This window comes from Pseudoalteromonas sp. GW168-MNA-CIBAN-0100, from assembly GCF_040309225.1.
GTDB classification, from domain to species: Bacteria; Pseudomonadota; Gammaproteobacteria; order Enterobacterales; family Alteromonadaceae; genus Pseudoalteromonas; species Pseudoalteromonas arctica.
The window spans coordinates 20,110-45,537 of sequence record NZ_JBEOOL010000030.1 but is presented as its reverse complement, the minus strand read 5'-3'; the positions used below and the strand labels follow the sequence as shown (position 1 = coordinate 45,537).

General features: G+C 37.7%; 22 protein-coding genes and 1 riboswitch. Of the genes, 11 read left to right on the top strand and 11 right to left on the bottom strand.

What is annotated here, in order from left to right; genetic code table 11:
- Nucleotides 1–4 precede the first annotated feature (4 nt).
- Nucleotides 5–1,246, bottom strand: a complete 1,242-nt coding sequence (locus tag AAEY62_RS16505) for an OprO/OprP family phosphate-selective porin (protein WP_350635401.1) — start codon at nt 1,244–1,246, stop codon at nt 5–7.
- A 499-nt stretch (nt 1,247–1,745) separates the two neighbouring features.
- On the opposite strand from AAEY62_RS16505, the gene AAEY62_RS16500 reads away from it, so the two are divergent.
- Together AAEY62_RS16500 and AAEY62_RS16495 are read left to right on the top strand one after the other, a co-directional pair.
- Nucleotides 1,746–4,724 carry a DUF3857 domain-containing transglutaminase family protein gene (locus AAEY62_RS16500; protein WP_350635399.1) on the top strand — a complete coding sequence of 993 codons (2,979 nt, stop codon included), beginning with the start codon at nt 1,746–1,748 and terminating at the stop codon, nt 4,722–4,724.
- A gap of 92 nt (nt 4,725–4,816) precedes the next feature.
- Nucleotides 4,817–5,929, top strand: coding sequence for a DUF547 domain-containing protein (locus tag AAEY62_RS16495; protein WP_024589484.1), 1,113 nt, complete (start codon nt 4,817–4,819; stop codon nt 5,927–5,929).
- Nucleotides 5,930–6,582: 653 nt separating this feature from the next.
- On the opposite strand, the gene ylqF is transcribed toward AAEY62_RS16495, so the two are convergent.
- Entirely contained in the window at nt 6,583–7,527 is a 945-nt protein-coding gene (ylqF, locus tag AAEY62_RS16490; protein WP_024589485.1) for a ribosome biogenesis GTPase YlqF, read from the bottom strand.
- A 91-nt stretch (nt 7,528–7,618) separates the two neighbouring features.
- Here ylqF and AAEY62_RS16485 point away from each other — a divergent pair, with 91 nt between their 5' ends.
- Nucleotides 7,619–8,155 (top strand): YaeQ family protein, encoded by a 537-nt coding sequence (locus tag AAEY62_RS16485; RefSeq protein ID WP_024589486.1) that lies wholly within the window; start codon nt 7,619–7,621, stop codon nt 8,153–8,155.
- A gap of 183 nt (nt 8,156–8,338) precedes the next feature.
- Nucleotides 8,339–8,944: an alpha/beta fold hydrolase gene (locus AAEY62_RS16480; protein WP_010554854.1), complete on the top strand. Its 606-nt coding sequence runs from the start codon at nt 8,339–8,341 to the stop codon at nt 8,942–8,944.
- Here AAEY62_RS16480 and AAEY62_RS16475 read toward each other — a convergent pair.
- Nucleotides 8,941–9,150, bottom strand: a complete 210-nt coding sequence (locus tag AAEY62_RS16475) for a hypothetical protein (protein WP_007579816.1) — start codon at nt 9,148–9,150, stop codon at nt 8,941–8,943. The genes AAEY62_RS16480 and AAEY62_RS16475 overlap by 4 nt on opposite strands.
- Before the next feature lie 334 nt (nt 9,151–9,484).
- On the opposite strand from AAEY62_RS16475, the gene AAEY62_RS16470 reads away from it, so the two are divergent.
- A complete protein-coding gene (locus tag AAEY62_RS16470) occupies nt 9,485–9,958 on the top strand; it encodes a Dps family protein (protein WP_004334993.1) in 474 nt (157 codons plus the stop codon).
- 283 nt (nt 9,959–10,241) lie between these two features.
- On the opposite strand, the gene AAEY62_RS16465 is transcribed toward AAEY62_RS16470, so the two are convergent.
- Nucleotides 10,242–13,184 (bottom strand): TonB-dependent receptor domain-containing protein, encoded by a 2,943-nt coding sequence (locus AAEY62_RS16465; protein WP_165722827.1) that lies wholly within the window; start codon nt 13,182–13,184, stop codon nt 10,242–10,244.
- A gap of 238 nt (nt 13,185–13,422) precedes the next feature.
- Between AAEY62_RS16465 and AAEY62_RS16460 the strand changes: the two genes are divergently transcribed.
- Nucleotides 13,423–14,175, top strand: coding sequence for a LytR/AlgR family response regulator transcription factor (locus tag AAEY62_RS16460; RefSeq protein ID WP_007579810.1), 753 nt, complete (start codon nt 13,423–13,425; stop codon nt 14,173–14,175).
- A 22-nt stretch (nt 14,176–14,197) separates the two neighbouring features.
- Here the strand turns inward: AAEY62_RS16460 and AAEY62_RS16455 are convergent, their stop codons facing one another.
- The 4 genes from AAEY62_RS16455 to AAEY62_RS16440 all read right to left on the bottom strand — a co-directional run bounded on the left by AAEY62_RS16455 (nt 14,198) and on the right by AAEY62_RS16440 (nt 18,368).
- Nucleotides 14,198–14,596, bottom strand: a complete 399-nt coding sequence (locus AAEY62_RS16455) for a hypothetical protein (protein ID WP_007579808.1) — start codon at nt 14,594–14,596, stop codon at nt 14,198–14,200.
- Nucleotides 14,597–14,656: 60 nt separating this feature from the next.
- Nucleotides 14,657–16,732: a S9 family peptidase gene (locus tag AAEY62_RS16450; RefSeq protein ID WP_350635397.1), complete on the bottom strand. Its 2,076-nt coding sequence runs from the start codon at nt 16,730–16,732 to the stop codon at nt 14,657–14,659.
- 142 nt (nt 16,733–16,874) lie between these two features.
- Nucleotides 16,875–17,438: a hypothetical protein gene (locus tag AAEY62_RS16445; RefSeq protein WP_024589489.1), complete on the bottom strand. Its 564-nt coding sequence runs from the start codon at nt 17,436–17,438 to the stop codon at nt 16,875–16,877.
- A gap of 96 nt (nt 17,439–17,534) precedes the next feature.
- A riboswitch (cyclic di-GMP riboswitch) is annotated at nt 17,535–17,623 on the bottom strand.
- Between the two features lie 88 nt (nt 17,624–17,711).
- On the bottom strand, nt 17,712–18,368 hold the full coding sequence (locus AAEY62_RS16440) for a cytochrome b/b6 domain-containing protein (RefSeq protein WP_350635395.1): 657 nt from the start codon (nt 18,366–18,368) through the stop codon (nt 17,712–17,714).
- A gap of 107 nt (nt 18,369–18,475) precedes the next feature.
- Between AAEY62_RS16440 and AAEY62_RS16435 the strand changes: the two genes are divergently transcribed.
- The 3 genes from AAEY62_RS16435 to AAEY62_RS16425 all read left to right on the top strand — a co-directional run bounded on the left by AAEY62_RS16435 (nt 18,476) and on the right by AAEY62_RS16425 (nt 20,046).
- On the top strand, nt 18,476–19,180 hold the full coding sequence (locus AAEY62_RS16435; RefSeq protein ID WP_024589490.1) for an AzlC family ABC transporter permease: 705 nt from the start codon (nt 18,476–18,478) through the stop codon (nt 19,178–19,180).
- The gene (locus AAEY62_RS16430; RefSeq protein WP_004335020.1) at nt 19,177–19,476 is read left to right on the top strand and encodes an AzlD domain-containing protein; all 300 of its coding nucleotides are present in this window, start codon (nt 19,177–19,179) and stop codon (nt 19,474–19,476) included. Before AAEY62_RS16435 ends, AAEY62_RS16430 begins: the two co-directional genes overlap by 4 nt.
- Nucleotides 19,477–19,548: 72 nt before the next feature.
- Nucleotides 19,549–20,046, top strand: a complete 498-nt coding sequence (locus AAEY62_RS16425) for a glutathione peroxidase (protein WP_010554845.1) — start codon at nt 19,549–19,551, stop codon at nt 20,044–20,046.
- Nucleotides 20,047–20,164: 118 nt separating this feature from the next.
- Here AAEY62_RS16425 and AAEY62_RS16420 read toward each other — a convergent pair whose 3' ends face one another.
- On the bottom strand, nt 20,165–20,350 hold the full coding sequence (locus tag AAEY62_RS16420; protein WP_007579801.1) for a PA3496 family putative envelope integrity protein: 186 nt from the start codon (nt 20,348–20,350) through the stop codon (nt 20,165–20,167).
- A gap of 388 nt (nt 20,351–20,738) precedes the next feature.
- On the opposite strand from AAEY62_RS16420, the gene AAEY62_RS16415 reads away from it, so the two are divergent.
- Complete coding sequence (locus AAEY62_RS16415; RefSeq protein ID WP_010554844.1) at nt 20,739–21,533, top strand: YggN family protein; 795 nt, start codon at nt 20,739–20,741, stop codon at nt 21,531–21,533.
- 238 nt (nt 21,534–21,771) lie between these two features.
- Here AAEY62_RS16415 and AAEY62_RS16410 read toward each other — a convergent pair whose 3' ends face one another.
- A complete protein-coding gene (locus tag AAEY62_RS16410) occupies nt 21,772–23,214 on the bottom strand; it encodes an aminotransferase-like domain-containing protein (RefSeq protein WP_165736358.1) in 1,443 nt (480 codons plus the stop codon).
- A 102-nt stretch (nt 23,215–23,316) separates the two neighbouring features.
- On the opposite strand from AAEY62_RS16410, the gene AAEY62_RS16405 reads away from it, so the two are divergent.
- On the top strand, nt 23,317–24,246 hold the full coding sequence (locus AAEY62_RS16405; RefSeq protein ID WP_007579798.1) for a DMT family transporter: 930 nt from the start codon (nt 23,317–23,319) through the stop codon (nt 24,244–24,246).
- Nucleotides 24,247–24,283: 37 nt separating this feature from the next.
- Here AAEY62_RS16405 and AAEY62_RS16400 read toward each other — a convergent pair whose 3' ends face one another.
- The gene (locus tag AAEY62_RS16400) at nt 24,284–25,153 is read right to left on the bottom strand and encodes a diacylglycerol/lipid kinase family protein (protein ID WP_024589492.1); all 870 of its coding nucleotides are present in this window, start codon (nt 25,151–25,153) and stop codon (nt 24,284–24,286) included.
- Nucleotides 25,154–25,428 lie beyond the last annotated feature (275 nt).

Here is a 25,428-nt window from a genome sequence, read left to right as displayed (position 1 = left end):
CCCTTTAAAATAAATACTGCATACGTGCACTAAAGCCCATACCAGAGTCTTCGTCGCCAACCAGCGCAGTAGTACCGGCACCTTCTACATCGCTGTAAATTAGATTACCCATAAACTTAATATCACTACTTACGTAATAAGATGTACCTAATGTATAAGTTGTCGCTTTTGTGCCTTGTAAGCTACTTGTAGCATCTACTTCTGAAACACGTGCCACCAACTCCCATGCATCTTTAATATTTTTAGGTTGTACAAATAATGCAGAGCTCGCTTTGTATTGGCGCTGTTCTCCACCTAAAAAGTAACTTGCCGATACATGAAAACCATCAAAGCGCTCGCCATCTAAAAAATCAGCACTATTAGCGGCATCAAGTGAGCGGCTTGCATATTCAGCCTCAAGTGTTAAAGAATCCGCCTGATAAGCAAACTCAAGACCGGTTTGCGATAAACTATCAAGTGGGCTTGTTACACCACCAGCAGCATAATCAACAAGGCGAGTATTAGTCTCGCGCACTTCACCACGCGCAAAACGTGCGCCTAATTCATTGCCACTCATATCGCGATATGAATGCCACACGCCTAAATGAATTACATCGCCAGGTGATGTACTCGACCATGTAGCACGCCCAGTAATAGCAAGAGTAAGCTTATCGTTTTCATCGCTACCTGTTGCACCAAATGCATCATTTTTATAAACGCCTATCGCGTAACGAAAGCCAGAGTCTTTAAAATATTGATAGGCAGAAGCGCCCCAACGAAAAAATGGGGAGAAAGTATTGGCAAGCGAACTACGCTCAATTGTATTAATGTGCTTTGAACTGGTTAATGCATTTAGCGATATATCTTCGCGAATTTTACCTGCTTTAACTTTAAGTCCGTTATCAAACGCATAACGAACACGCGCCATCACTATTTCAGCAGTGCCTTCGGCAAACTCGAGTAACAACTTGTGATCCCAATTTCCGTGCTCACTTTCAACGTAAGTACGAATACGACGAGGGAAAAAATTGCTCCCGCCAGAGCCCTCGTTATCAGCATTGTAAGCACCATCAAAATAGTTGTAGTCGAGCTGAACCCGTCCACCAAACTCTAAATTAAAACCACTGGTTGTTTTTAATGCACTTACTTCTTTTTGTAACGCATCTAATTGCTCTTGTAGTTTTTGCGTATCGTTATCGGCTAAAACGGATGTACTTGCTAATGCTGCAGCAACTGCCAAAGCGAGTTGTGTGTTACTTGCTTTCATTATTTTCTCCACGCTTGTGTATGTATTTATTGTCAGGTAGATAAGCGACGACAAACTGCTATCTAACTCGCAGCTTATTGTTAACGTGAAATTAACTAAATATTTAGAAGGTAAGGTGCATTGATGATCGTTATATGCTTTTTGCTCATAAAGTTCATGAACAAAAAGAGCAAAAACAGTTACTGTTATATTTTGATTTATAAACACTTTTAAAGGTTTGAATGATTACCGTACGAATAAATAGATAGGATTTTTGCAGCTCTAATAAAGCCCACAATAAAGCAGGCTTAGCTAATTATGATTTAGCAATACAACTAAAAAATCATTTTAGGAACATTTGAGGGGGGTTAAGCGTTTCGCACTTACCATAGCAGTTTATTTATATACTATTAATTAACTGCTCAACAATGAATTTGTTAACATCACATTGTCAAAAAAGCCTGAATTTGGTACATTATTCCTTCAATAGTATTTATAAAAACAACTATAAGACCCTACAATGAAATGGAACTTCCTTCGACTCAGCTCTTGGCTAATTGCACTTACCTTATTAATTTTCTCTCATAATATTTTTGCGCAGCAATATAAAATAGATAAACCAGCTAATTGGGTTAATACACATATTATTGAGCAACCCAAGCATTCCGACATAACCAAGGTACGTGACGGCACACTTTATTTGTTACTCGATAACCAATCCTATATACCGAGCAGACAAAAACAGCAACGCTATACGCGTTTGGTTATGAAAGCTTTAAATCAAAGTGGTGTTGATTATATAAGCCAGCTTAATCTTGATTTTGATCCAAGTTACGAGTCGCTAACACTAAATAGCTTAACGATTATTAGAAATAATGAGCGTATTGATAAGCTTGGTAGCGCGAGAATGACGGTTATACAAGGTGAATCTGAATTAGCTGATCGTATTTATAATGGTAGCTTATCACTCAATATTATTATTGATGATACGCGCAGTGGCGACATACTTGATTACAGCTACACAGTGGCAGGTAGCAACCCTATATATGCTAATAAATTTAGTACAAGACGCACGCTAAACTGGTCGGTACCCGTAGTGCAACAAAATATGCGTGTACTTTGGGGTAAACAAACGCCTTTACATATTAATACAATAAACGGCACAGCAGATATTCAAGAAACGCTTAACAAATATGGCAAAGATTATTCTATAACTCTTTTTGAAGAACCCTTACTCGAGCAAAATTCTCAAACCCCAACGTGGTACGACCCATATACACAAGTTTACTTTTCTGAGTTTGACGATTGGGGTCAGGTAGTTAACTGGGCATATCCACTTTATCAATCAGCCATAGAAACCCCAAACAGCATTTTGGATGTAGCTGAAGAAATAAAAGCAAAACACACAAAAACATCAGACAAAATTGTAGCAGCACTGCGCTTTAGCCAAGACGAAGTTCGATATTTAGGGCTTGAAATGGGCACTAACTCGCATCAACCAACGTCAGCTTCAGAAACGCTTTCGCTACGATATGGCGATTGCAAAGATAAAACAGTACTGCTTATCTCGTTATTAAAAGCGATGGATATAGAGGCCTTCCCTGCGCTAGTTGATACAGAGGAAACCAAACGTTTAAAAGAACTTCCACCTTCTGCAAGTGTATTTAATCACGTAATTGTTACGCTTAAACAAAACGGAAAACGCTACTGGCTCGATCCTACGGTTAGCTACCAACGTGGTACTCTCGAATATTTAGCACAGCCTGATTATGGCTATGCCCTAATTATTGATAAAGGTGAAACCACTTTAACTTCAATGGCGCAAAAACCTGTACATACAAATGTATCTGTAGAAGATAACTTTTTTATTGCTGAAAAAGTATCTGAGCCATCACGTTTTGAAACCCAGTACACTTATGCTGAATTTGAAGCTATTAACCGAAGAAGCAATATAGCCAGCAGTGGTCTAAATAGCGTTGCTAAATCTTATTTCGAGTATTACCAAGGCTTTTTAAATGGTCTATCAATCAATGAAGCAATGACTATTAGTGAACAAGAACAAACGGGTAAACTAATAACCAAAGAATCGTATTTAATTAGTGAATTTTGGGAAAAAACAGACGAAGGCTACGAAGCTAGTTTTTACGCGAATGAAATACAAAATAGCGTTTACGAACCAAAGCAGGTAAATCGCACCGACCCACTCTACTTTGGCTACCCCAATATAATTAACACCACAATAAAACTGCATTTTGCAGAAAAAGGTTGGGGATTTGATAGCGATCAACAAGAAATTGATAACGACTACTTCAACCTAAAAACAACGACTGAATTTAATGATAATGTTTTAACACTGAGTTATGACTATTACGCAAAACAAGATCATATTAAAGCCGCTCAAATAGATGATTATTTAGCACAGCGTAAAAAGTTAATATCAGCAACCCATTACCCTATTCTAAAATACGCGGAAACGACCGAAACACCTCAAACAGCAGCTGATGTGCTAGATAGCTTTGGTTATAGTTGGCTTAAATATGTGTTGGCTGGCTATATTTTAGTACTCATATTCTTTTTTGCCGATTGGCGATTAGAGTCAGCAAAAAAAGTGAAATTTGAAGATAGTCCATTTTATGCAGTATCTGTAAGTAAGTTTATTATTTACAGTATTTTAAGTTTAGGCATATTTGTTAATTATTGGAGTTATCGTAACTTTAAAGCCATTAAAGAGCGCGATAACTCAAGTATTATGCCTATTGCTCGAGGTATATTTGCGTTTTTATGGTATTACCCTTTGTATCTCGCACTTGCAGAGCACAGCCAACAACAGTTAAACAAAAATAGAGTAATGCCTAACTGGACTGCCTTAACACTCTGGCTAATGATACTCGCCAGCGTCTTTGCTTATCGTATGGACGAATACGCAACCATAGTGATTTGTATAATGCCATTTTTATGGTTGCCTCTAGTTAGTTACATTGAACAAACCGATACAAGTAAAGAAGCCCTACATTACAACTCGTACTGGCGAATTAGACAGTATTTAATCTCGCTTGCGTTTGCACCTCTATTATTTTTAGGCGTACTTCAAGAAGTAAATATTTTACCCAATGCCGCAATTATAAAAGGCGATAGTTTATGGTCTTACCAAGTACACTTTTTAAAACGTAATCGCCTAACACCTGAAAACGAAGAAATACTTTATTTTTATAGCGATGCAGTATTTGATTACCGAGAAGACGGTAACGGAATAACCGAGAACTATATTTTTAGTTACTACAAAAACGATGACGGCAGGCTTGAATCGGATCTTAGTCACTTTAAAGACATAGAAAAAATAGAAACCACATACGGTAAAACCAAACTTGATAATACAAGTATTAAAGTAATAAAAACTGACGGTAGTGATTTTTTGCTTATTGTAGGACGTTTTAACAAACAAGATAAAGTACTCGTAAAGCAAATTAATTTACGTATAACAGCCAATAAATTACAGTAATTTGACTAAGCTTAATTTAATGCATATTATTGTTTTGTTCATAAAACAAACAGCCGTGAGCGATATTGGATATAATCATCGAGGGAAATAATATGATCAAATTAATAGCTAAATCTATAATACTGAGTACGTTGCTGTCAGCCCCGTGCTTTGCTGAAAGTAGCAATACAACAAATTCTTTAAACAGTAAGAATCAAGTGACTGCTAATTTTGCAGTTGACTACTCTCAATACAATACTGTTTTAGAAGCCTCTGTTCTTGAATTGGCTCGTTCAGATAGATCGTACATTTCCTATGATGAAAATGAGCAAGGTCCTAACCTCGGAAGTAACCGAGCGACTGATGCAGAAGCAAACCGCTTTTATTATGAGCAATTTATTGATGATCCAGAATTAACAAAATCAATTGCAGCTATACAAAGTAATCTTCTTAGTTATTTAGCAAATAACCAACTTAGTAAATTAAGTAATGAAGAACAAACTGCATTTTGGCTGAATCTACATAATGTAGCAGTAATAAATGAATTAGCTCAGCGCTACCCAAAAGACACAAATAGTTTATCTTATGACGTGGCTGATAAAAGCAGCTTCTTTTACAAAAAGCTATTCACATATAACGGACAAGAACTTAGTTTAGATGACATTGAATACAAAATATTAATGCCATTAAATAAAAATAACCTTCTTGTAATGTATGGCTTATATAAAGGCTATATCGGTTCACCAAATATTAGAACTCAGGCATACACCGCTAATAACTTAATGCCTTCATTAATTGATAACGCTCAAGAATTTATTAATTCAAATAGAGGCACTAATTACAGCAGTAACCTTCTTAATGTATCGACCATGTATAAAGATAAAAAAGCATATTTTAATGACTTTAATAATGATTTACTTGCTCACCTGAGTTTGTATGCAGATAACGATTTACTCAATAAGTTAAAAAATAAAAAAACAGCTCTTTTTACCATCGATAATTATGACATTACTGATGTAACAGGTCCTAAGCACCGAGACTCTTACGATATTATTATTAGTAATTGGGATAAAGCATTACTGATCCCTCAGCATAGCTTTCCTCGCTTAAACAATCTTAATATTCCAGCTAAGCGAATCGTTATTCTTAGAGAGTTACAAAGAAAAAATGATTTGTTAAAAACAAACGTAAGTGGTGAAAACGCCTACTACGCTAATAACCAATAGTATAATACCAATTAAAAATGCGCAGTAAATGAAGTAACCCCAATAGTTGGACCTACCAATTACTGGGTTTTTTTTATGTCTAAACATTATAGAGCATTCACATTAAAGCTCGCTAAACTTTTCCAAAGACACAGCCTTAAGACTCTAAGCTTAAAATACAAACGAAAACCTCTCTCCTGCATTAATCGATTAGCTCTAATAAATAAAAATCACTATTAGATATATCGAATTAAAGCTCTACTGATTAGTCAAACAGCTTAGATTATTATTCTTTTTCATACTTAACATTAGCTTACAAAACAAACAAAGAGATAATAGGAATTATTTGCATTTAGGTGTTGACAGACAGTTAGATCTAACTGATAATCAATATCAACAAGACGGATTGCATACCACTTGTTAAGGAATGAATTGATTTGTTTCTCGACCCTGAAACAACGTGTGGCGCACGTAAACAGCTATGGTTACTTGTTATGAACCGCAACGCCCCTTGATGTTGATGATGAGTAACCGCCCTACTATTTTACTTGCTACATTGCTCATATCGGTGACGGTAGATATGAAACTAAAAAAGCCCTTACGGGCTTTTTTTATGTCTGTAATTTAGTAAAACTAAATCTCTTTAATTAAATAACCTGAACTCTGGTTAAATATTAACGACGGTTTTTACGAGCTCGCGCTCGGCGTTGAAGCTTTTCTTCTTCTTTAGCTGCTTTTTTAGCTTCTGCAGCGGCGCGTAAACCAGCAACCATTACTTCTTCTTCCTCACGCATTTGCGGAGTTTCCATAGTAATACGGCCAATAATACCGTCGCGTAATTCGTTGATTAGTATTTCAGACATTTTATATGTGTCTATTTGGTTACCACCACGAATACAACCGCGTTTTTTACCTGCCATTTCAACAAATTCCCAATCACTTTCTGGTAATTCGTCTATTTTATAACGCGCTTTTAAAAGCTCAGGGTATGCACGCAATAAGTACTCAGCTGTGTAACTTGCTACTTCTTCATACTCAAGCGCCGTATCACGAATGGCACCGGTAGCGCCTAAACGATAACCTGAGTTTTCATTCTCTACTTTTGGCCAAAGCATACCTGGCGTATCGTAAAGCATAATACCGTCTTCAAGCTTAATGCGTTGTTGTGCTTTGGTTACCGCAGGTTCATTACCTGTTTTTGCAACTATACGTCCAGCCAGTACATTAATTAACGTAGATTTACCCACGTTAGGAATACCCATTATCATGGCTTTAATTTGCTTATCTGCACCCACTTTATGCGGCACTAACTTTTTACAAAGCTCATTTATACGACTTACTTCAGCTGCTTTATCATGTCCAAAAGAAATCGCTTTAACACCATTTTCTTGCTCAAAATAATCTTTCCAGATTTGAGTCATTTTAGGATCAGCTAAATCAGCTTTGTTCAAAATTTTGATGACCGGCTTACCTTCACGCAAGGTTGCCACCATCGGGTTTTCACTACTGTAGGGAATGCGCGCATCAAGCACTTCAATGATCACATCCATTTGTGGCATTATTTCTTTAATTTCATTGCGGGCTTTATTCATATGCCCAGGGAACCACTGGATAGCCATTTTTAACTCCTAACGTATAATTAACCGCTATTTTAACTGGCAATTCATTTAATTGCGCTATACTGACGCAAATTTTTTCAGATTAGTTGTTATGGCTCTTAAATCCACCATTATGAAAGTGCAGTTATCGCTTAGCGATATGGACCGCCACGTTTATCAAGATTTTAATTTAACCTTGGCTCAACACCCATCAGAGACCGATCAACGGTTGATGATTCGCTTACTCGCTTTTGCGCTAAATAGCTGTGATGGTTTAGAATTTACTAAAGGATTAAGCGCTGATGATGAGCCTGAACTTTGGCATGTAAGCTATAGTGAAGAAATAGAACTATGGATTGAACTTGGCTTACCAGATGAAAAACGCCTTAAAAAAGCCTGTAATAAATCTAAAAAAGTGGTGCTATATACTTACGGTGAAAACAATCAAGCAATTTGGTGGCAAAAACACCAACCTAAATTGTATGAATTTAAAAATCTAAGTATTTTTAGCCTTGATTATGCAGCAACACAAGCACTTGCTGCTTTGGTTGATCGTGGAATTAAGCTCGCCATTACCATTCAAGATGGTGAAGTATGGGTAAATACCGATACAACCAATATTGAAATAAAACCGCTACAGTTAATGTAATTACGGTAGTTATACCAATTGCATTAAATTAGTTATCTATTATAGCGACAAATAAATAAGTCGATAACAAGGCGAAAATTATGACATATAGTTGTTCTATATAAATAATTTTTAACGCAGGTAGCGGATTATTTAATACGCTAGAATGATCATGTTTTTAATAAAATTGGTATTAGGGAGCATATGAAAGTTAAACACGTTATTGTTTTACATGGCTTGTATATGTCTGGCTTTGTTATGCGCCCACTTTGTTCACGACTTGAAGAATCGGGGATGACGGTATTAAACATTACCTATAATACGCTCGACCCTCACCGCGATACCATATTTGCACAAATTGATGAGTGTATTTCTAACGAACCTGCAGCGCTTGTATGCCACTCAATGGGAGGGCTTATTGCACGTGCTTACCTAGAGGCAAACTCCCCTGCTAGCCAGAATGTTACGAAGGTAATTACACTGGGTACTCCACATAAAGGCAGCCATATAGCGCAAAAAATGAAACAAAAAGGGTTTGAATCATTTTTAAAAAATAGTGTTGAATTTTTACTCACTAAAAATGGTAATTGGCCTTTTAAAGCTAAGCTTTACAGTATTGCGGGCGATTTACCTATTGGGCTTATGCCCTTAATAGTCAAAGGTAGCCAGTCAGATGGCACTGTATTACTAGATGAAACCAAACTTAAAGGTATGGCCGAACATAAAGTGTTTCATTTAAGCCATACCAGTATGATTTACTCGCGCCAAGTACTCGATTACATTTTAAAGTGCTTAAACGAGAAAGATTAATCCTCAGCATTGGCTGCTATTTTATAACTAATTAAAAATACCACTGCCAATATAAGCGGAATCGGCGCCGCAATGTAGCCAAAAAAATCTGAGTTCGCAAAGCTTGCACCCGCTAAGTGCGCTACTAACCCAAGTACAAATGCGATGACTGCAATTCCTACCACTATTAACTCTGCTTTATTTTGTTTCGCTGTTTTTGCATGCATGTTATCTCTCCTAATTATTTCGACAACATTATTATGCGCCGTTAGGGTGAATGATTTTTGACCTGCATCAATAAAAAAATAGCTAAGTTATTACCTTGAATAAAGTTTGTTTTAGATCATGATTTATATACTTTTGAGGTTTATTTACTTTTGAGGGGTAGTATTTTTATTAATCAGACCCACTTCTATTAATAGTCTAAAGTGAATATAGGTATCAAAAACAGCTAATAGGTTAAAACTATTAACTAGATACATTTAAACGATTTTACTAATTTATCGAAATTAGTAATACTTATCACAAGTTCACAAACAAACGGTTATTCAGGAGCAAGTTATGTCACATGTAAACGCAATTGGTCTAAACAGCGCAAAAAGCGAAGACATCATAAAGTCACTCAATACATTATTGAGTAGCTACCAGATTCAATACATGAACGCGCGTGGCTTTCACTGGAATATTAAAGGCCGTAACTTTTTTGAACTACACGTTAAGTTTGAAGAAATTTATAACTTACTACTTCTAAAAGTAGATGAAGTTGCAGAACGTATTTTAACGTTAGATGGCGCACCTCTACATGCATTTTCTGATTACCTTGAAGTAAGTAAAATTAAAGAAGCTAAAGGTATTAGTGATGGCGTTACAGCCGTAGAAAACCTACTTGCTGGTTACAGCACATTAATTCACATGCAGCGTGATATTTTAAGCCAAGCTGGTGATGCAGACGATGAAGGTACAGCCTCACTAATGAGCGATTACATCTCAGAGCAAGAAAAATTGGTTTGGATGCTAAAGGCTTACTTAGACTAAACCAGCAAAAAAAAGCCCTCAATGAAGAGGGCCACAAATAGGGATAAATCGTTAAATAATCAAGCGATTCGGTTACTATATTAGTCTCCTCCCAATACTAAACAACGCCCCTGTTACCAGTGGCGTTGTTTTTGGTTTAAGTGGGCACAATGCTCATATATTGGGATAAACAATGTATAAGCATTACTGCTCTTATTATTTTTTCCAATAAAAAAGCCCCAGCGATACTGAGGCTTTGTGAACGTAACTAATTAAGTAACTATATTAGTGTCGTTATTGTTGGTTAGAATTTACTTCTAAAACCTATGTAGAATGATTGACCAATTGGGTCGTACGTACCAGCATCAGTTTCAGTACCAGTACTTGAACCGCTCACACCCGATAAAATGCGTGGTGGCTCTTTATCAAATAAGTTACTTGCACCAGCGTAAAGCTCTGTTGAATCGCTGATATGGTAACTTGCTTGAACATCATGATACGTTACTGAACCAATCCCTACTCCACCTGGAGCAATACCAAAACCACTTAAGAATTGATCATCAAAGTCTGCAGCGCCAATGTAAGTTAAGCTCCAGTTAAAATCAAAGTCGTTAAGTTTATAACCAAAGTTCCAGTTAGCTTTATGCTCTGATGCACCAATTTCTCCAGCAAACTCATCTTTATCAGCGCCTGGAAGTGGAATGCTATAACCATCGATTAGGTAAGTATAAGCAAGACGAGTTCTAAACGCACCAGGACCAATATCAGCAGAGTACGTTAGTGTTAAATCAACACCTTCTGTACCTAAACCACCACTGTTAGATACACCACTGTCGATAAATTCTAGTGAACCAGCACTATTATTACCTGATGGCGCACTACGACGAGTTACAAAGTCACAAAAGCTTGTATCGCCGCCGCCATAACATTGGTCAAGAATAAACTGACGAGGTGTTGATACTATTGCATCTGTAATTTCGATATCAAAGTAATCAAGCGTAATATCTAGTCCTGATATTAGGTTTTCTGGTGTAAATACTAAACCTACTGTTACAGAGTCACCAACTTCTTCTTTTAAATCTTGGTTACCACGGTTAAAGCCACTAATGCCTTGTAAGTCAGACTGGTTAAGCGTGAACTCACCATTTGAAGCGATATTAGTTGTAACACCACCATCTGTTCGACAAGCATCACCAGCAGCACCACCGCCACTATTAGTAACACCTAAACATGGATCGTTTAAGCCACTTGGGAAAGTTTGTGAAGGCGGAGAAAATAGTTCATCGATATTTGGAGCACGTGTTGAACGAGCACGAGTAGCACGTAAACGTAAGCTATCCATTACTTCCCAATCAACACCCACATTCCAACTTTCAGTGCTACCTACAGTTGAATAGTCAGATAAACGAACAGCTGCGTTCATTGTTACAGTATCAAGCACAGGGATATTTGCTTCTACATAATACTCAGTTACATCAAACGAGCCTTCTGTTGCTGGGATTGCATTACCCGCATTAAGACCTGCTTGCTGTAGTGCATCAAATTCACTGCGTGAAAATTCTTCGCGGTATTCAAAACCAGCTGCAATACCTACCGTACCTGCTGGTAAATCAAATAAATCACCTGAAATATTACCACCAATGATTTCTTGCTCAACCGACGTTGAAAGCGAACTAGGTGCACTTACAAAATCAATAGCACCTTGCGATAACGAATTAAAACCATAAATGTCTACTGGTGCACAATTAAAGCCACGTGCTGTCGCATCGATACAGATAGCCTCATCAGTAATACCATCACCATCTAAATCTTGGCTATCGATCACAGCTTCTAAACCTTGACGGAAGCTTTGTACATTAACTAGACCGCCTGAAACTTGTTGCTCTTTTGTTTTACCGTATACATAGTAAGTATCGTAAAACCAACCATCGGCTATTTCACCTTGAAAACCAAGTGCTAAACGGAATGTATCACGCTCTGCTCGTGCTCCACGATTACCGATATCACTTAAACGTTTTGCAAAGAAGATATCTCGTGCGCCATCACCGTCGGTATCGGTTGCTGCGTTATATATATCGTCTGGAACAAACGCGTTACGTAAAAGCTCACCATTTACATTAAATTCAATTGGTACCTGGCCATTTGCATAAATGTCGTCAGAGGCAAAAGGAAATGGCTCTAATTCAGAAACGGTTGTTGTTGCAGCGTAAGTGCCTTCATAAAAAAAGCTATGCTTGTCGCTTAACTCGTAGCTACCATTTGAGGCAAATAAGTAACGTTCTGTAGGTATTGCTATTGTACGTACACCGCTTCGGTTAAAACCATTTGCAGCTACGCCATCGCCGCCATTAGTACTAAATGAGTTTTGTAGGTTGTTTGCATCATTAAACGTAAATGTTTCATCCCCAGCGCTAAAACGACCTTGTGGTGGAAATGAAGATAAAAACGGGCTTACTGCATCAAATACAGAACCTGGATTTGCTACTGGATCATCTTCGAAGAAAATACCTGAAAATTGGTCTACCGCTGAGCGATCACGGTCACGTGAGAAAACAGCGCCTTGATCAGAGTAACCAAGGTGAAACATTGCGTGTCCTTTACCATCTGAGCTTGATAAGCCTGAGGTAAAGTTAAATTGGCGTGACTCATCATCACCTTCACTCGATTCACCGTACTGACCATCAAACTCAACGCCTTCAAAGTCATCTTTTAAAACAAAGTTAACTACACCAGCAACAGCGTCAGAGCCATAAACAGATGAAGCACCACCTGTCATAATTTCAACACGTTCAATAAATTGGCTCGGAATAGTGTTTAAATCGACAGCAGAGCTACCTGGTACACCTGATACATAACGACGACCGTTAACTAATACCAATGTACGGTTAGAACCTAAATTACGTAAATCTACAGTCGCAACACCTGCACTAGCTGTACTAAAGTTTGAGTTAGTACGACTGATTGCCGGTGAACCAAATGCTGGATTATCTAGTAGTAAATCTTGAATATTTAATGAACCAGATGCGTCGATTGCTGTGCTATCTACAACTTGAATAGGCGCTGATGACATCGCCTCAGCTGAACGAATGCGAGAGCCTGTAACTTGTACACGTTCTATTTTAGTAATTTCGTCATCTTCTGCAGCCACACCTTGAAATGAAATGCTTGCAAGTATAGCGCTGCTTAGCGCAACTGTTAACGACGATTTTTTAAATAATCGCGCGCTACCTTTGTTAGTTAATGTCATATAATTCCCCTGAATTGTTATTTTTGTAACTAAATAGTTACTTCGCGGATTACAGTAAGGGGATTTATTTAAACACTCTACGTACGTTATTTATTAGGCGTAATCTTTGGTATGAATAGCTAGTTTGATGGGACGAATTAGTACGTCACAATTATTTTATAAATATATTGTACTTTTCATAACAGTTTTTCCGCTAAGCACGGTCTTTATTATTATATACAGCAAGAGAAATAAAATAATGGTCGCTTCTTTTCATGCATTAACTTTTGTTAGTAACACTAAGTTTGCAACATTTTTAACAAAGCGCGTGCAAGAGCACCGACACTTTGAATCTCAATCTTTTATTCAGGCAAACAGATTAGATCAGATAGATACAGATCAATACAACGTACTGTTTTACGAACTAACTAATCTGGCTGACCCTATGCAAATAGTGCATTTAACAGAGCTAGCTAAAAAGCTTAAGTTAGTCATTATTGCCCAGTCGGGTCATTTTGCGAGTTTTGCTTTTGAAGTTGGCGCTGTTGATTTTTTAATAGTAGATTCAACTGCACCACGTATCGATAAATGCTTTGATAAACTGATTCACCTTTGCCCGATTGCAAGCGCGGCCGAACGTCAATATCAACAAAGCACACAAACCGAAAAACCATCATCACATATCGTAGTTAAAGATGTAGGTAAGGTAAGGCTAATTGATATAAAAGATATTATTTGGATTAATGGTGCGGGCAATTATGTAGAGCTGCATTTTACCCAAGGTAGTACACCGGTATTACACCGCGAAACCATGAAAAATATTGAACAGCAGCTAGAGCCAGAAGGGTTTATTCGTATTCATCGCTCAACGCTGGTAAGAAAACAAGCTATCTGCGAACTGATGCCTACTGACAGTGGCGATTATAAAGTCAGACTTAAAAACGATATGTGCTTAAACCTTTCAAGGCGCTATAAAGGGTGTTTAGAGAGTATTATAAGCCCTCTTCAGTAGCGGTTTATAATACTCATATTAATTACCAGTTCTGTTTTATATAACTATCACTTGGATGCACTAATAAATAGCTTTCAGTATCTTTATAAAAATTAACTTCTACATCGCTATTTTTCCATACTTTTTCAAACATGTTTTTAGCTATGATATTAATGTTTATATAGTCAACTCGTTGATAGCCACGTTCTTTTACACCCGCAAAATAGGCCTCTAACGAATCAAGACTATCTAAAGTTAACAGTTCAAACTCTTTTAAGTTAACAATCACAAACTTAATCGTATTTTCAGGGTGAGTGCTCAATTCTTGAATAACACCATTAGTTAATGATGTTATACCTTCATTGTTAAAGCTCCCCTTCAATTTTAAATACATATGAGGGGGCTGTGAACAAATCTGAAATTCGCCATGTGCTCCAAACATAAATTACCTTATATATATCAACGTCTATATATAGAGTAATACAATTTTCCGATTTTGCAGTTAATTTAACAGCGCAATAAAAAAGGTCATTTCGAGGGCTTTTTCTTCTAAGCTTTTAAAACGACCTGATGCACCGCCATGACCTGCATCCATATCGGTTTTAAATACTAAAATATTACTGTCTGTTTTAAGTTCACGCATTTTTGCAACCCACTTCATAGGCTCCCAATACTGTACTTGTGAGTCATGAAGACCGGTAGTAACGAGTATGTTCGGGTAGTTTTGTGCGCTAATATTGTCATAAGGCGAGTAAGCTTCTATCACATCATAAAATTGAGGCTCATTTGGATTACCCCATTCATCGTATTCATTTGTTGTGAGTGGAATACTTTCATCAAGCATTGTGGTTAATACGTCTAAAAATGGTACATGACAGCCAACACCGCAATATAACTCTGGTGCCTGGTTTACAACCGCCCCCATTAATAGGCCACCGGCACTGCCGCCTGAGGCAAACACCTTATTGCTATCACAATAACCTTGATCAACAAGCGCTTTTGTCACATCAATAAAGTCACTAAAGCTATTTTGTTTATGCTCTTTTTTACCTTGCTCATACCATTCGCGACCTAGCATTTCAGAGCCTCGAACATGCGCAATAACATAAACAAAGCCACGATCGAGCAAGCTCAGTGACGAACTAGAAAAACTAGGATCAATCGTATAGCCATAGGCGCCATAGCCGTATTGAAATAACGGATTTGTGCCATCTTTTTTAAAGCTGTCTTTTCGATAAACAACAGATACAGGTACTTTAACTCCGTCGCGAGCAGTTACCATTAATCGCTCCGACTGATAGTCATCGGCATTAAAACTACCGAGTACTTTTTGCTGTTTAAGTAGTGTTTTTTCGCCAGTTGCTAAATCAACATCATATAAAGAGCCTGGTGTTGTTAAACTTGAGTAATAAATACGCGCAGTGCGAGTGTCTGGCTCTGGGTTCATTGCTATTGCAGCATAATAACAAGGATCGGCAAACTCAAGTGCCATACGATCCCCTAACCTATTAACAACTACGAATCGAGCTTGCCCTTGCTCGCGTTCACTCAATACCAAAAAGTCATTAAATAACTCAACACCTTCAAGCAGTACATTTTCTCTGTGAGCTGTATGCTCAAACCATTGTGTTTTATCAGCAATCGTTTCGTTTGTTGCCGTCATTAATCTAAAGTTTTTAGCTTGCCAGTTAGTCACAATATAAAATGTGTCACCTAGCTTATCTACGTCAAACTCGTGGCCATCTTCACGCGGCATTAATGCTTTAAATTCATCAGTGGGCTTATTAGCATCAAGCACCCATGTATCGTTGGTCTCTGTCGATGCTAAATCAATAATAATTAGGCCTTCGTCGCGGCTTTTACCAAGCCCCATAAAAAAGCTGCTGTCTTGCTCTTCGTAAACCATTACATCTTGGCTTTGCTCGCTGCCAAGCTCATGCCTAAATACTTGGTATCCTAGTAGCGTTTTTAAATCTTTTTTTACATAAAAAACAGTTTTATTGTCGTTAGCCCAAACAACCTGCCCTTCTGTATTTTCAAGTACATCAGGTAGCATTTCACCGGTCGTTAAGCTTTTAAAGCGAACATTATAAATACGACGACCTTCAGTATCTTCAGAGTAAGCCATAAGCTGCTCGCATGGGCTTAGTGCGACTTCTCCTAGCTCAAAAAACTCAAATCCCTCAGCTAATATATTCACATCGAGTAAAAGCTCTTTATCATCAGCCTTTATGCTCGTGCTTCTATAATGGCGAGAGTACTCATCATCACCACGAACTTCTGAGTGATACCAGTATTTCCCGTCTTTAACGGGTACCGAGTTATCGTCTTTTACAATGCGTGCTTTTAACTCTTCAAAAAGTGTATTTTGGAGTGGCTTCATTGCAGCTAACTGTTCATCACAATATGCATTTTCAGCATGTAAATGTGCAAGTACTTGCTCATCCTGACGATCGTCATCACGCATCCAATAGTAATTATCAGTGCGTATTTTATTATGAGTACTTAATGTATGGGCTTGCTGTTTAGCAATCGGGAAATTAGGTAATAAACTTAAAGAGTAGTCAGGACGAGACACAACAAAACCAATTAAAAAAATAACGTGATTTACAGTTTATCATAAAAATAAAAAAGCCCATCCAATAGTTGGATGGGCTAAAACGGTAAACGCTTCATTACTAAAACCGCTATACCTTTGGGAAGATAATTCACTAACAGCCTTATATTTGCTGCCAAGCCATAGCCCAACTTTGTCCAATACCGGGCTCGAACATAAACTTTTTATCGTCACTCGCGCGGCAAAACTCATTAAATGGCCAAGGCCTACATTGATAAACATGCCCTGTTTTTGGCTGCAATACCTTTGTACCCGCATTATAGTTTTCACAATTTTCAGGGTACACGTAATCATAAGTATCAAGGTTATTAACAACACGCTCATCGCATTTTGCAATACAATGAAAATCGACATGCGCTTTACATATACCACTGCTTTGCAAAGCAAAAATTTCATTGTTTCTATAGGCTACAATTAAACCTTGTTCGGTCATTTTACCTGCGCTAACAAGGGGTACATGAACGTTAATATGCTCGGCAACTAAACGTGGCCATGCGTGAGGTTCACCTTGTTCAAGCGAGGTGATTTTGTAATCAAATGATAAACTAACTAGCTCTCCTTGCATGTCATAAAAGGTTACACTCACCACATCGCCAATAAACAATTGGGTATGATGATTTAAGCAACCTATTGTTGACCACTTTCCACAGGCCAACGACGTATGCATAAACACGGCAACACCTTAAGAGTTACAAAATCTTATCCATACACTATGGATACACAAAAAATACACTGAGGGCAAGTGATACATAACAACACGTTATGCAGTAGTCCCGCTACCATAGCTTTATAAAAAGCCTTAGACCGGAAACTTTGCGCCCTAATCTTTCGATTAGTTTGCCAGCAATGCGGCGATTATAATTCGGCCCCGCATAACAATCAAACAAAAGAATGTAACCAAAAATAAAAACCAACCCTTTAAGGTTGGTTTAATGTGTTTTTAACTAAATAAATAAGTTAAAGGTTCTTTTGCCCACGTAAATATCAGCAACACCAATAAAGATATAAATATTAGCCACGCAGGCCAAGACGCTTTTGTTACTTTAGCCTCAGAGTCATCCGCTTTTAACTCTTTTGAGCCTGTGATCATCGCCTTAACTAGCGGCTTACCTTTTATTCTATAAACAATAATAGCTAATACATGTAGACCAATAGCATAAAGTAAAATGTCAAAATTCAGCTCATGTAGCCAATTTGCAAAATCAATCGTATCGCTAGACACATATTGAGCAAGCGGGCCGTCAGTTAAAATGCCATCACTACTCATTAACCCGGTAATAAGCTGCGTAATTATAATTATAAAAAATACCATTACCATACAACTGCCAGGTGCTGAATGACCTAGCGAGTCGCTTGGTGTCTTTAGTGCCTTTAAAATAGCACGAGGAGAGTGCAGCAACCCACTTAATCTCGCGGTTTCACTTCCGATAATGCCCCATATTAAACGCGTTACGATGAGTGCTAAAGTAAAGAACCCAGCAACAAAATGAAGCTCAATCATGCCCTCTTCAATACTAAAATAAAGCACCGCAATACTTACAACCAAAAACCAATGAAAGCATCTAATAAACCCATCCCACACTTTTAACGTCGTCATTGCGCCTATCCTTAAAAAAACAGTATTATCTAATTCGTTAACTACTTTAACATCATAATATTAAGGTATCCTTATGAGCCATTCTACAAGCCGTGCGAGTAAATATCATGCAACCAGTTAAAAAAGCTATTTTAAAAGGCTTTTTAGATATGCTACCACTGTGTTTAGCTGTTGTTCCTTGGGGCATTTTATGTGGTTCTTTAGCGATTCAAAATGGCTTTAGTGCACTAGAAACCCAAGCAATGTCGTTATTAGTCTTTGCAGGCTCTGCACAGCTTGTTGCGATTGAACTTATGGCGGGCAACACACCATTGCTCACAATTTTATTCACAACATTTATTATTAGCTCTCGGCACTTTTTATACGGTTTAGCTGTGCGTCATAAGGTAATTGACCAACCTATGCGTTGGCGCTTACCAGTAAGTTTTGTATTAACCGATGAGCTATTTGCATTTTCTCACCATAGAAAAGCGTACAGAACAAAAACACGTTTAATATACGCATTGAGCGCTGGTTTTAGCTTTTATATTGCATGGAATATTTGGACGTTAATTGGCATTGTAGCAGGCACAATGCTGCCCGACTTAACTAATTTAGGGCTCGACTTTGCCATTGCTGCCACGTTTATAGCTTTGGTTATTCCGGGCATTAAAAATTTGGCCTCACTCGTTACGGTAATTGTAGCAGGCATTAGCGCAACGCTTTTAAAAAGCACAGGATTTGAGTTATGGCTTGTTTGCTCAGCGCTGCTGGCAATGGCCGCAGGTTACAGCACAGCAAGACTAACCACTAAAAAGGAAGTAACGCCATGATGACGACTATTTTACTCATGGCGTGCATTACATTTTTTACGCGTTATTTATTTTTACACCGTGCTTTGCCGTTTAAAGTAGGCCCTAAAATGCAGCAATTTTTAAGCTTTAGCGCACCAGCAGTGCTTACAGCAATTTGGGTGCCTATCGTGTTTTTGAATGAAGATGGCATTAACTTAAACTGGCAAAACCCTTATTTAAGCGCAGCAATAGTCGCCATTATTGTTGCCTACAAAACACATAATATTTATTACACTACGCTTGCCGGTATGGGGCTATTTCTAATTTTAAATTAGTGCGATCTTTATACTTTATGAAATACTGCACTCAGGTTAAAATGCGGCTAACAACAATAAAAAGACGCCAATATGCACAAATTCCATCAATTAAGCGCAACAAGCTTGCAGGGTCAACCTATCAACTTTAATGATTTTGAAGGGAAGGTTGTGCTTATTGTTAATACCGCAAGTAAATGTGGATTTACCTACCAATACGAGTCGCTTCAAGCTTTGCATAATAAATATGCCAGCCAAGGTTTAGTTATTCTGGGATTTCCGTGCAATCAATTTGGTCAGCAAGAACCCGGCGACGCAACACAAATAGAGCAAGGGTGCTTAATTAATTTTGGTGTGAGCTTTTTAATGGCGGCCAAAGTAGATGTAAACGGTGAGCATGCACATCCTGTATTTCGTCACTTGAAATCGGCTTTACCTGGTTTTTTAACACGTAAAATAAAGTGGAATTTTACTAAATTTTTAATTGCCGCAGATGGTACACCAATTAAACGTTATGCACCTTTTACTAAACCCGAAAAGCTAGAACTTACAATTCAAAAAGCTTTGGCACAGGCTAAAAGCACGCTTTGAAAAGTAATAAAGAGGCGCAAGGCCTCTTTATTGCCAATACTACTGAAACTTAAACATACGCATAACTGCACATTTAAACTCTCAATATTAATTGGTATTTTATTTATACTAGTGAAATTTAATCGGTGTAATCGCTTAAATCGTCTTCGCCTAGATTTTTACGCAAGCGTTTTTGCTCAAGGTAGTCTTCCAACTTCTTTTTAACCTTTTGCTTGTTCTTATCGTGTTGATTACGTCCGAGCATTTCGTACTCGTCTTCAACAAAATCGTCATCTAGCGCATCGTAACTAAATGTCTTACCCACAACCCACTCCATAAAGTGTTTGAGACCAACCAAGGATTTTATTATCGCAATAGCCGGTAAAATTAAAAATGTTTAATGCCAAAGTGCTCTGCAAATTAACATCAAAATAAAGCCACGCGACTACTGTAAATAGTCTTCATGTCAGTAATGTGAATAAATAGCGCTAAATTTGAATTGAGGAAAGTGAGAGTTTTTTATCGTATCGATAAATAAAATTTATTAATTTTTATTAGTTAGCCAATTTGACTAAAAAATAGCTATTTATTAATTTTTTTGACTTGCTAAAAAATGAAGAAAAACACTTAATCAATTGTTTTTTATGGAAAAATAAAACTGGCATCAAACTTGTTATTAATTAATCGTCATCAACAAAAAGTAGAGAACAAACATGAAAAAATTACTATTAGTTAGCGCATTAATTTGTACGCCAGCCGCTATGGCTCATAACGACAACGATTCTGCAATTTCATTTAGTAACGATGAATGTAACGTCGAATTTAAAAACGATGTACGTATTAAACCAAACGAATTAGAAATTTTTACTGCCAATAATAAAACTATGCAATTTAATACCCATGGTGACTTAACCGTAAATGGCGAGCTTGTAGCGCTTAATAGCTCACAACGCGAAGCACTGAATAAGTACTCTGACAGCTTACGCACTCAATTACCTGAAGTAGCTAATATAGCGTTAGAGGGTGTTAAAATTGCCGGTGTAGCATTAGAAGAAGTAGGCAATGCATTTAATATTGACGGTCTTGATAATATGTCTGAGCTTATGGACGACATTAAAATTGAGGTAGAAAATACATTTTACCAGCAAGGTACATTTGTAATGGGCCAACAAAGTTTTAATCAATTTGGCGAAAACTTTGAACAACAATTTGAGCAGCAGATAGAAACAGCGGTTGAATCAGCAGTAATGCAATCAATGGGCAGCATTTTAGTGGCTTTAGGTTCTGAGTTACTTGGTTCAGGCGGCGATATGGATGCCTTTGAACAACGCATGGAAAATATGGGTGCACAAATAGAAGAAAAAGTAGAGCTACATGCAAGCGCACTTGAAGAGAGAGCTAACTCTTTATGTGAAAACTTTGCTGATATTGCAAAACAAGAAGAGCAATTAGTAATGCAAGTGCCAGAGCTTAAAGGTTACCAGTTATTTAGCTTTAAACAGAATTAGTACAGCAAACGTTATTTAACATCCCTTTGGCAGCACTTAAGTTTACTTAAATGCTGCTTTTTTGTGTTTCCCAAAGTTATACCAACCTGCATAAATCTTTGATCAATTTAACGAATTAAATTGCACTATAACTTCGTTAAAAATTTTTTATTTAGAACAACTAGATACAAAAACTTTTGCCTAGTTCTAGCGTAATTTTCTTAACGTTAAATAGACCCCATATATAAGCAGATTGGTATTACTTTTTAGCTAATAAAGTAAGCTTGCCCAATGTAACTATTGCTTGCTCTATCTGCTCGCTCCACGGCACACCATAACTTAACCTTACGCAGCTTTTATACTTATTAGAGGCTGAAAAAATAAGCCCAGGGGTAATACTAATACCAACCTCAAGAGCAAGTAAAAATAATTTTTGACTATCGTATTCGCCTCCTAAATCTAGCCACATTACACAGCCTCCTTTTGGATCGCTTATACGTGTATTTTTTGGCATAGCTTGTTGTAAACACCATCGCATACGCTCTTTGTTATCGCGCAGGCGCTGCCTGAGTACCTTTAAGTTACGGTCGTACTCGCCGCTGGCAATAAATTCTGATAACGCCCATTGGTTTATTAACGAAGCGGAGCAACTTAGTGCTCGTTTATATCGCCGTGCTTGTGTTGCAAATTTACCGGCAACGACCCAACCCACACGATAGCTAGGCGCTGCGGTTTTAGAAAAAGATGAGCAACTGATCACTAATCCTTTTTTAGAGTACGCTAAAGCAGGTGTGCCTCGTTTTGCCGTAAAATATAAATCGCCGTATACGTCATCTTCAATAAGCACTACGTCGTGGCTTTCGAGTAACTCCACCAGCTGCTGCCTGTTTGTATCTGGCATAAAGCTGCCCACAGGGTTGCTAATTGCTGTCGAGAATAAACACGCTTTTATGTCATGCTCATTCAAAGCGCGATCCAAATCGCTTAACCAAATGCCATTATCTGGGCACAGTGGTATTTCGAGCGCTTTAAGCCCTAAGCTTTCTATTAGCTCTATAATCCCGTGATAACAAGGTGTCTCAATAGCCACTACATCGCCAGGCTTTGTCACGCACTTAAGCGCAATAGCCATGGCCTCTTGCGCACCATTGGTGATAACAAGCTCGTCCATATCAATGCCAATACCAAAATCTAAATAGCGATGCACTAATTGCTTTTTCAGCGGTACAAACCCATCTGTTGGGCCATAGTTTATGGCTTTACTGCCCGCAATTGTCATTACGCGGCGCATGTTTCTGGCGAGTGCTTTATCGGTAGGTGCTGCGGCAATTGGGTTAGCGATACCAAAAGGGACTACGTTCGCTTGATGAATCGCGCTGTACACCTGCTCTATTAAGGCTTGTTTATTTACCACAACAGGTTCGCGACTTAATTTAACTCGCTTAGGTAAATTATGCGCCATGCTAACGACTTTTAAAAAATATCCTGATTTTTCACGCGCCTCTACTAACCCTTGATCTTCAAGTGACTGGTAAGCCTGTTTTACAGTGGGGATACTTATGCTTAAGTTATCTGCCATTTTACGCAGTGATGGAAGTTTTTCGCCGGGGAGTAAAACTTGTTGAGCGCTCATATCTCTAATCAACTGAATAACTTGCTGATATAAAAACTCATGCCCTTGGCTATTTTTTTGTCTTATCATCACACACCAAATCTGTATAGGTTACATTTTTACTTTTCTGTATATGGTAAGTATACAGATAGGTCTTAAAATAGCCATTCAACCGGGCTTTGGAGACTAACCATGAAAAGTGCAGCGCTATACATTACAACCGTTTTAATTTGGGGCTCAACTTGGTTAGCCATAGAGTTTCAGTTAGGTGATATTGCGGTAGAGTTATCGTTATTTTATCGCTTTGCTATTGCAGCGCTTTTAATGTGGTTATATGTAGCGTACAAAAAACCCGACATGCGATTTAAGTTACTGGATCATGGCTTTTTTGTTTTATTAGCCATTTGTAATTTTGGATTAAATTATTTAATGCTTTACTGGGCACAAAATCACCTTACCTCAGCCATGACCTCTATTGCCTTTTCAATGCTGCTGGTTATGAACATAGTCAATACTCGGTTATTTTTTGGTAAGCCAATCTCAAAACGAATTTATACAGGTGCTGTACTCGCTGTATTAGGTATTACGTGTCTGTTTTGGCCACAGTTACAGCAGTTCGACTTGAGTAATGGTGCATTGGTCGGGTTACTACTTGCCCTTGGTGGCACCTTTGTGGCTTCATTAGGAAATATGGTAAGCGTTCGTAATTCTCGTAAACAAATTGGTGTATTGCAAGGCAATGCATGGGGTATGTTATACAGCGCTATAGGCTTGGCTTTATACGTATTAATGAACGATGTGCAATTTAGTTTAAACGCTCCACCAAGTTACTGGTTATCACTACTTTATCTATCAATATTTGGCACTGTAATCGCTTTTGGTTGCTACTTTGCTCTACTTAGAAATATAGGCCCTGAAAAAGCCAGCTACGTTATTGTTTTATTCCCATTAGTGGCAGTAACACTGAGTAGCTTTTTTGAAGGCTTTGAATGGCACGCAAATACCTTTGCAGGATTTAGCCTAGTGCTATTAGGTAACGCCATTGTGCTTACCCCAACAAAACGAATTAACGCCTTTTTAGCTAATAGAGCAATGGCTAAAAGTGGCTCCGTCCCCAGTTAGACGCGTTATTAACGCAACTAACGTAAAAGCGCCTACCCTACTTTAGGCGCTTTTTTATTGGCATATGAAAAAGTAAAACCTGCCCATGCACACTAATAACGGCAGGAGTTTTACCTACCAGTTCACCATCTGCTTCAATCAATAACCCTTCAGTTTTTATAGAAGCTGTATTTAAGCGACTGTAGTTAAGGTTTTTTATATGCTGATGGCGCTTAAAAAACAACTTCATAAAGCTTATTACATTATAAAAAAGCCCACCCGATCGCATTTGATAACACTCAAGCAGCCCATCAGTTAAATCTGCTTTTGGCGCTATTTCTAGACCACCACCAAAGTACTTATGATTAGCAAATACGGTAATTAAATTTTTATACTGCCGAACATCGTTATTAAACGTACCTTGTAACTGCTGAGCTTGATAATAAAATAGCTCTTTAATGCTCGTCCAACTGTAATCAAAAGATGAAAAACTAGCTTTAGCATTAATCGCTTTAACTACATGAGCATCAAACCCTACCCCTGCAATATTAATAAAATAGCGACTATTAATTTTTCCTACATCAATTGCTGTCGGTGTATTAAATAATGCCTTTCGCCAATCATCTTCTTTGCAACTAAACCCTCTCGAGAAATCATTACCTGTACCGCAAGGCAATAATGCTAACGTACAGCTACTCCCTATTAACGCATTAACCGCCAAGCTCAATGTACCGTCTCCGCCAAGTACAACTACTTTGGTAAATTTACTCAGTAGCAACCTTATTTGAGCACAGTCATCGTTAAAGTTTCCCGTTGTAGTAAACATACAATAAGAAAAACTGCGTTTTTTACAGATGCTTTTAAGCCACATTAGTGATTTTTCACTCTGTTTTTTTGTACTTGGTTTAATAATTATTAGTAGTGACAAGCTTTTGTTTCCAACAATGTATTTAAGAACGAATAAAAAAGAGTTTAATTGAGTTTTTTTAATCTGAATAACTAGTCAAAAAGTTTGTTTAAAATGCATATAAATAAATAAAAAAACACACAAACACCAGTATTGGCGAGAGTAAAGACGATTTTATTTTAACTATTTATGCAAAAACTATAATAAAAAACACTGAACCGCACGTTAATAAAATCAATAAGGATTAGTTTAACTAATCCGTCAGGCTCAATTTTTATCGTTGTCTTTTTAATCAA

Excerpts from the sequence above, each read along its gene's own strand:
- ylqF (WP_024589485.1), bottom strand. The coding sequence starts at position 7,527 with ATGGCTATCCAGTGGTTCCCTGGGCATATGAATAAAGCCCGCAATGAA.
- AAEY62_RS16415 (WP_010554844.1), top strand. The coding sequence starts at position 20,739 with ATGAAAAAATTACTATTAGTTAGCGCATTAATTTGTACGCCAGCCGCT.
- AAEY62_RS16430 (WP_004335020.1), top strand. The coding sequence starts at position 19,177 with ATGATGACGACTATTTTACTCATGGCGTGCATTACATTTTTTACGCGT.
- AAEY62_RS16445 (WP_024589489.1), bottom strand. The coding sequence starts at position 17,438 with ATGCATACGTCGTTGGCCTGTGGAAAGTGGTCAACAATAGGTTGCTTA.
- AAEY62_RS16485 (WP_024589486.1), top strand. The coding sequence starts at position 7,619 with ATGGCTCTTAAATCCACCATTATGAAAGTGCAGTTATCGCTTAGCGAT.
- AAEY62_RS16475 (WP_007579816.1), bottom strand. The coding sequence starts at position 9,150 with ATGCATGCAAAAACAGCGAAACAAAATAAAGCAGAGTTAATAGTGGTA.
- AAEY62_RS16500 (WP_350635399.1), top strand. The coding sequence starts at position 1,746 with ATGAAATGGAACTTCCTTCGACTCAGCTCTTGGCTAATTGCACTTACC.
- AAEY62_RS16470 (WP_004334993.1), top strand. The coding sequence starts at position 9,485 with ATGTCACATGTAAACGCAATTGGTCTAAACAGCGCAAAAAGCGAAGAC.
- AAEY62_RS16480 (WP_010554854.1), top strand. The coding sequence starts at position 8,339 with ATGAAAGTTAAACACGTTATTGTTTTACATGGCTTGTATATGTCTGGC.
- AAEY62_RS16405 (WP_007579798.1), top strand. The coding sequence starts at position 23,317 with ATGAAAAGTGCAGCGCTATACATTACAACCGTTTTAATTTGGGGCTCA.
- AAEY62_RS16505 (WP_350635401.1), bottom strand. The coding sequence starts at position 1,246 with ATGAAAGCAAGTAACACACAACTCGCTTTGGCAGTTGCTGCAGCATTA.
- AAEY62_RS16410 (WP_165736358.1), bottom strand. The coding sequence starts at position 23,214 with ATGATAAGACAAAAAAATAGCCAAGGGCATGAGTTTTTATATCAGCAA.
- AAEY62_RS16425 (WP_010554845.1), top strand. The coding sequence starts at position 19,549 with ATGCACAAATTCCATCAATTAAGCGCAACAAGCTTGCAGGGTCAACCT.
- AAEY62_RS16455 (WP_007579808.1), bottom strand. The coding sequence starts at position 14,596 with ATGTTTGGAGCACATGGCGAATTTCAGATTTGTTCACAGCCCCCTCAT.
- AAEY62_RS16495 (WP_024589484.1), top strand. The coding sequence starts at position 4,817 with ATGATCAAATTAATAGCTAAATCTATAATACTGAGTACGTTGCTGTCA.
- AAEY62_RS16435 (WP_024589490.1), top strand. The coding sequence starts at position 18,476 with ATGCAACCAGTTAAAAAAGCTATTTTAAAAGGCTTTTTAGATATGCTA.
- AAEY62_RS16460 (WP_007579810.1), top strand. The coding sequence starts at position 13,423 with ATGGTCGCTTCTTTTCATGCATTAACTTTTGTTAGTAACACTAAGTTT.
- AAEY62_RS16465 (WP_165722827.1), bottom strand. The coding sequence starts at position 13,184 with ATGACATTAACTAACAAAGGTAGCGCGCGATTATTTAAAAAATCGTCG.
- AAEY62_RS16440 (WP_350635395.1), bottom strand. The coding sequence starts at position 18,368 with ATGACGACGTTAAAAGTGTGGGATGGGTTTATTAGATGCTTTCATTGG.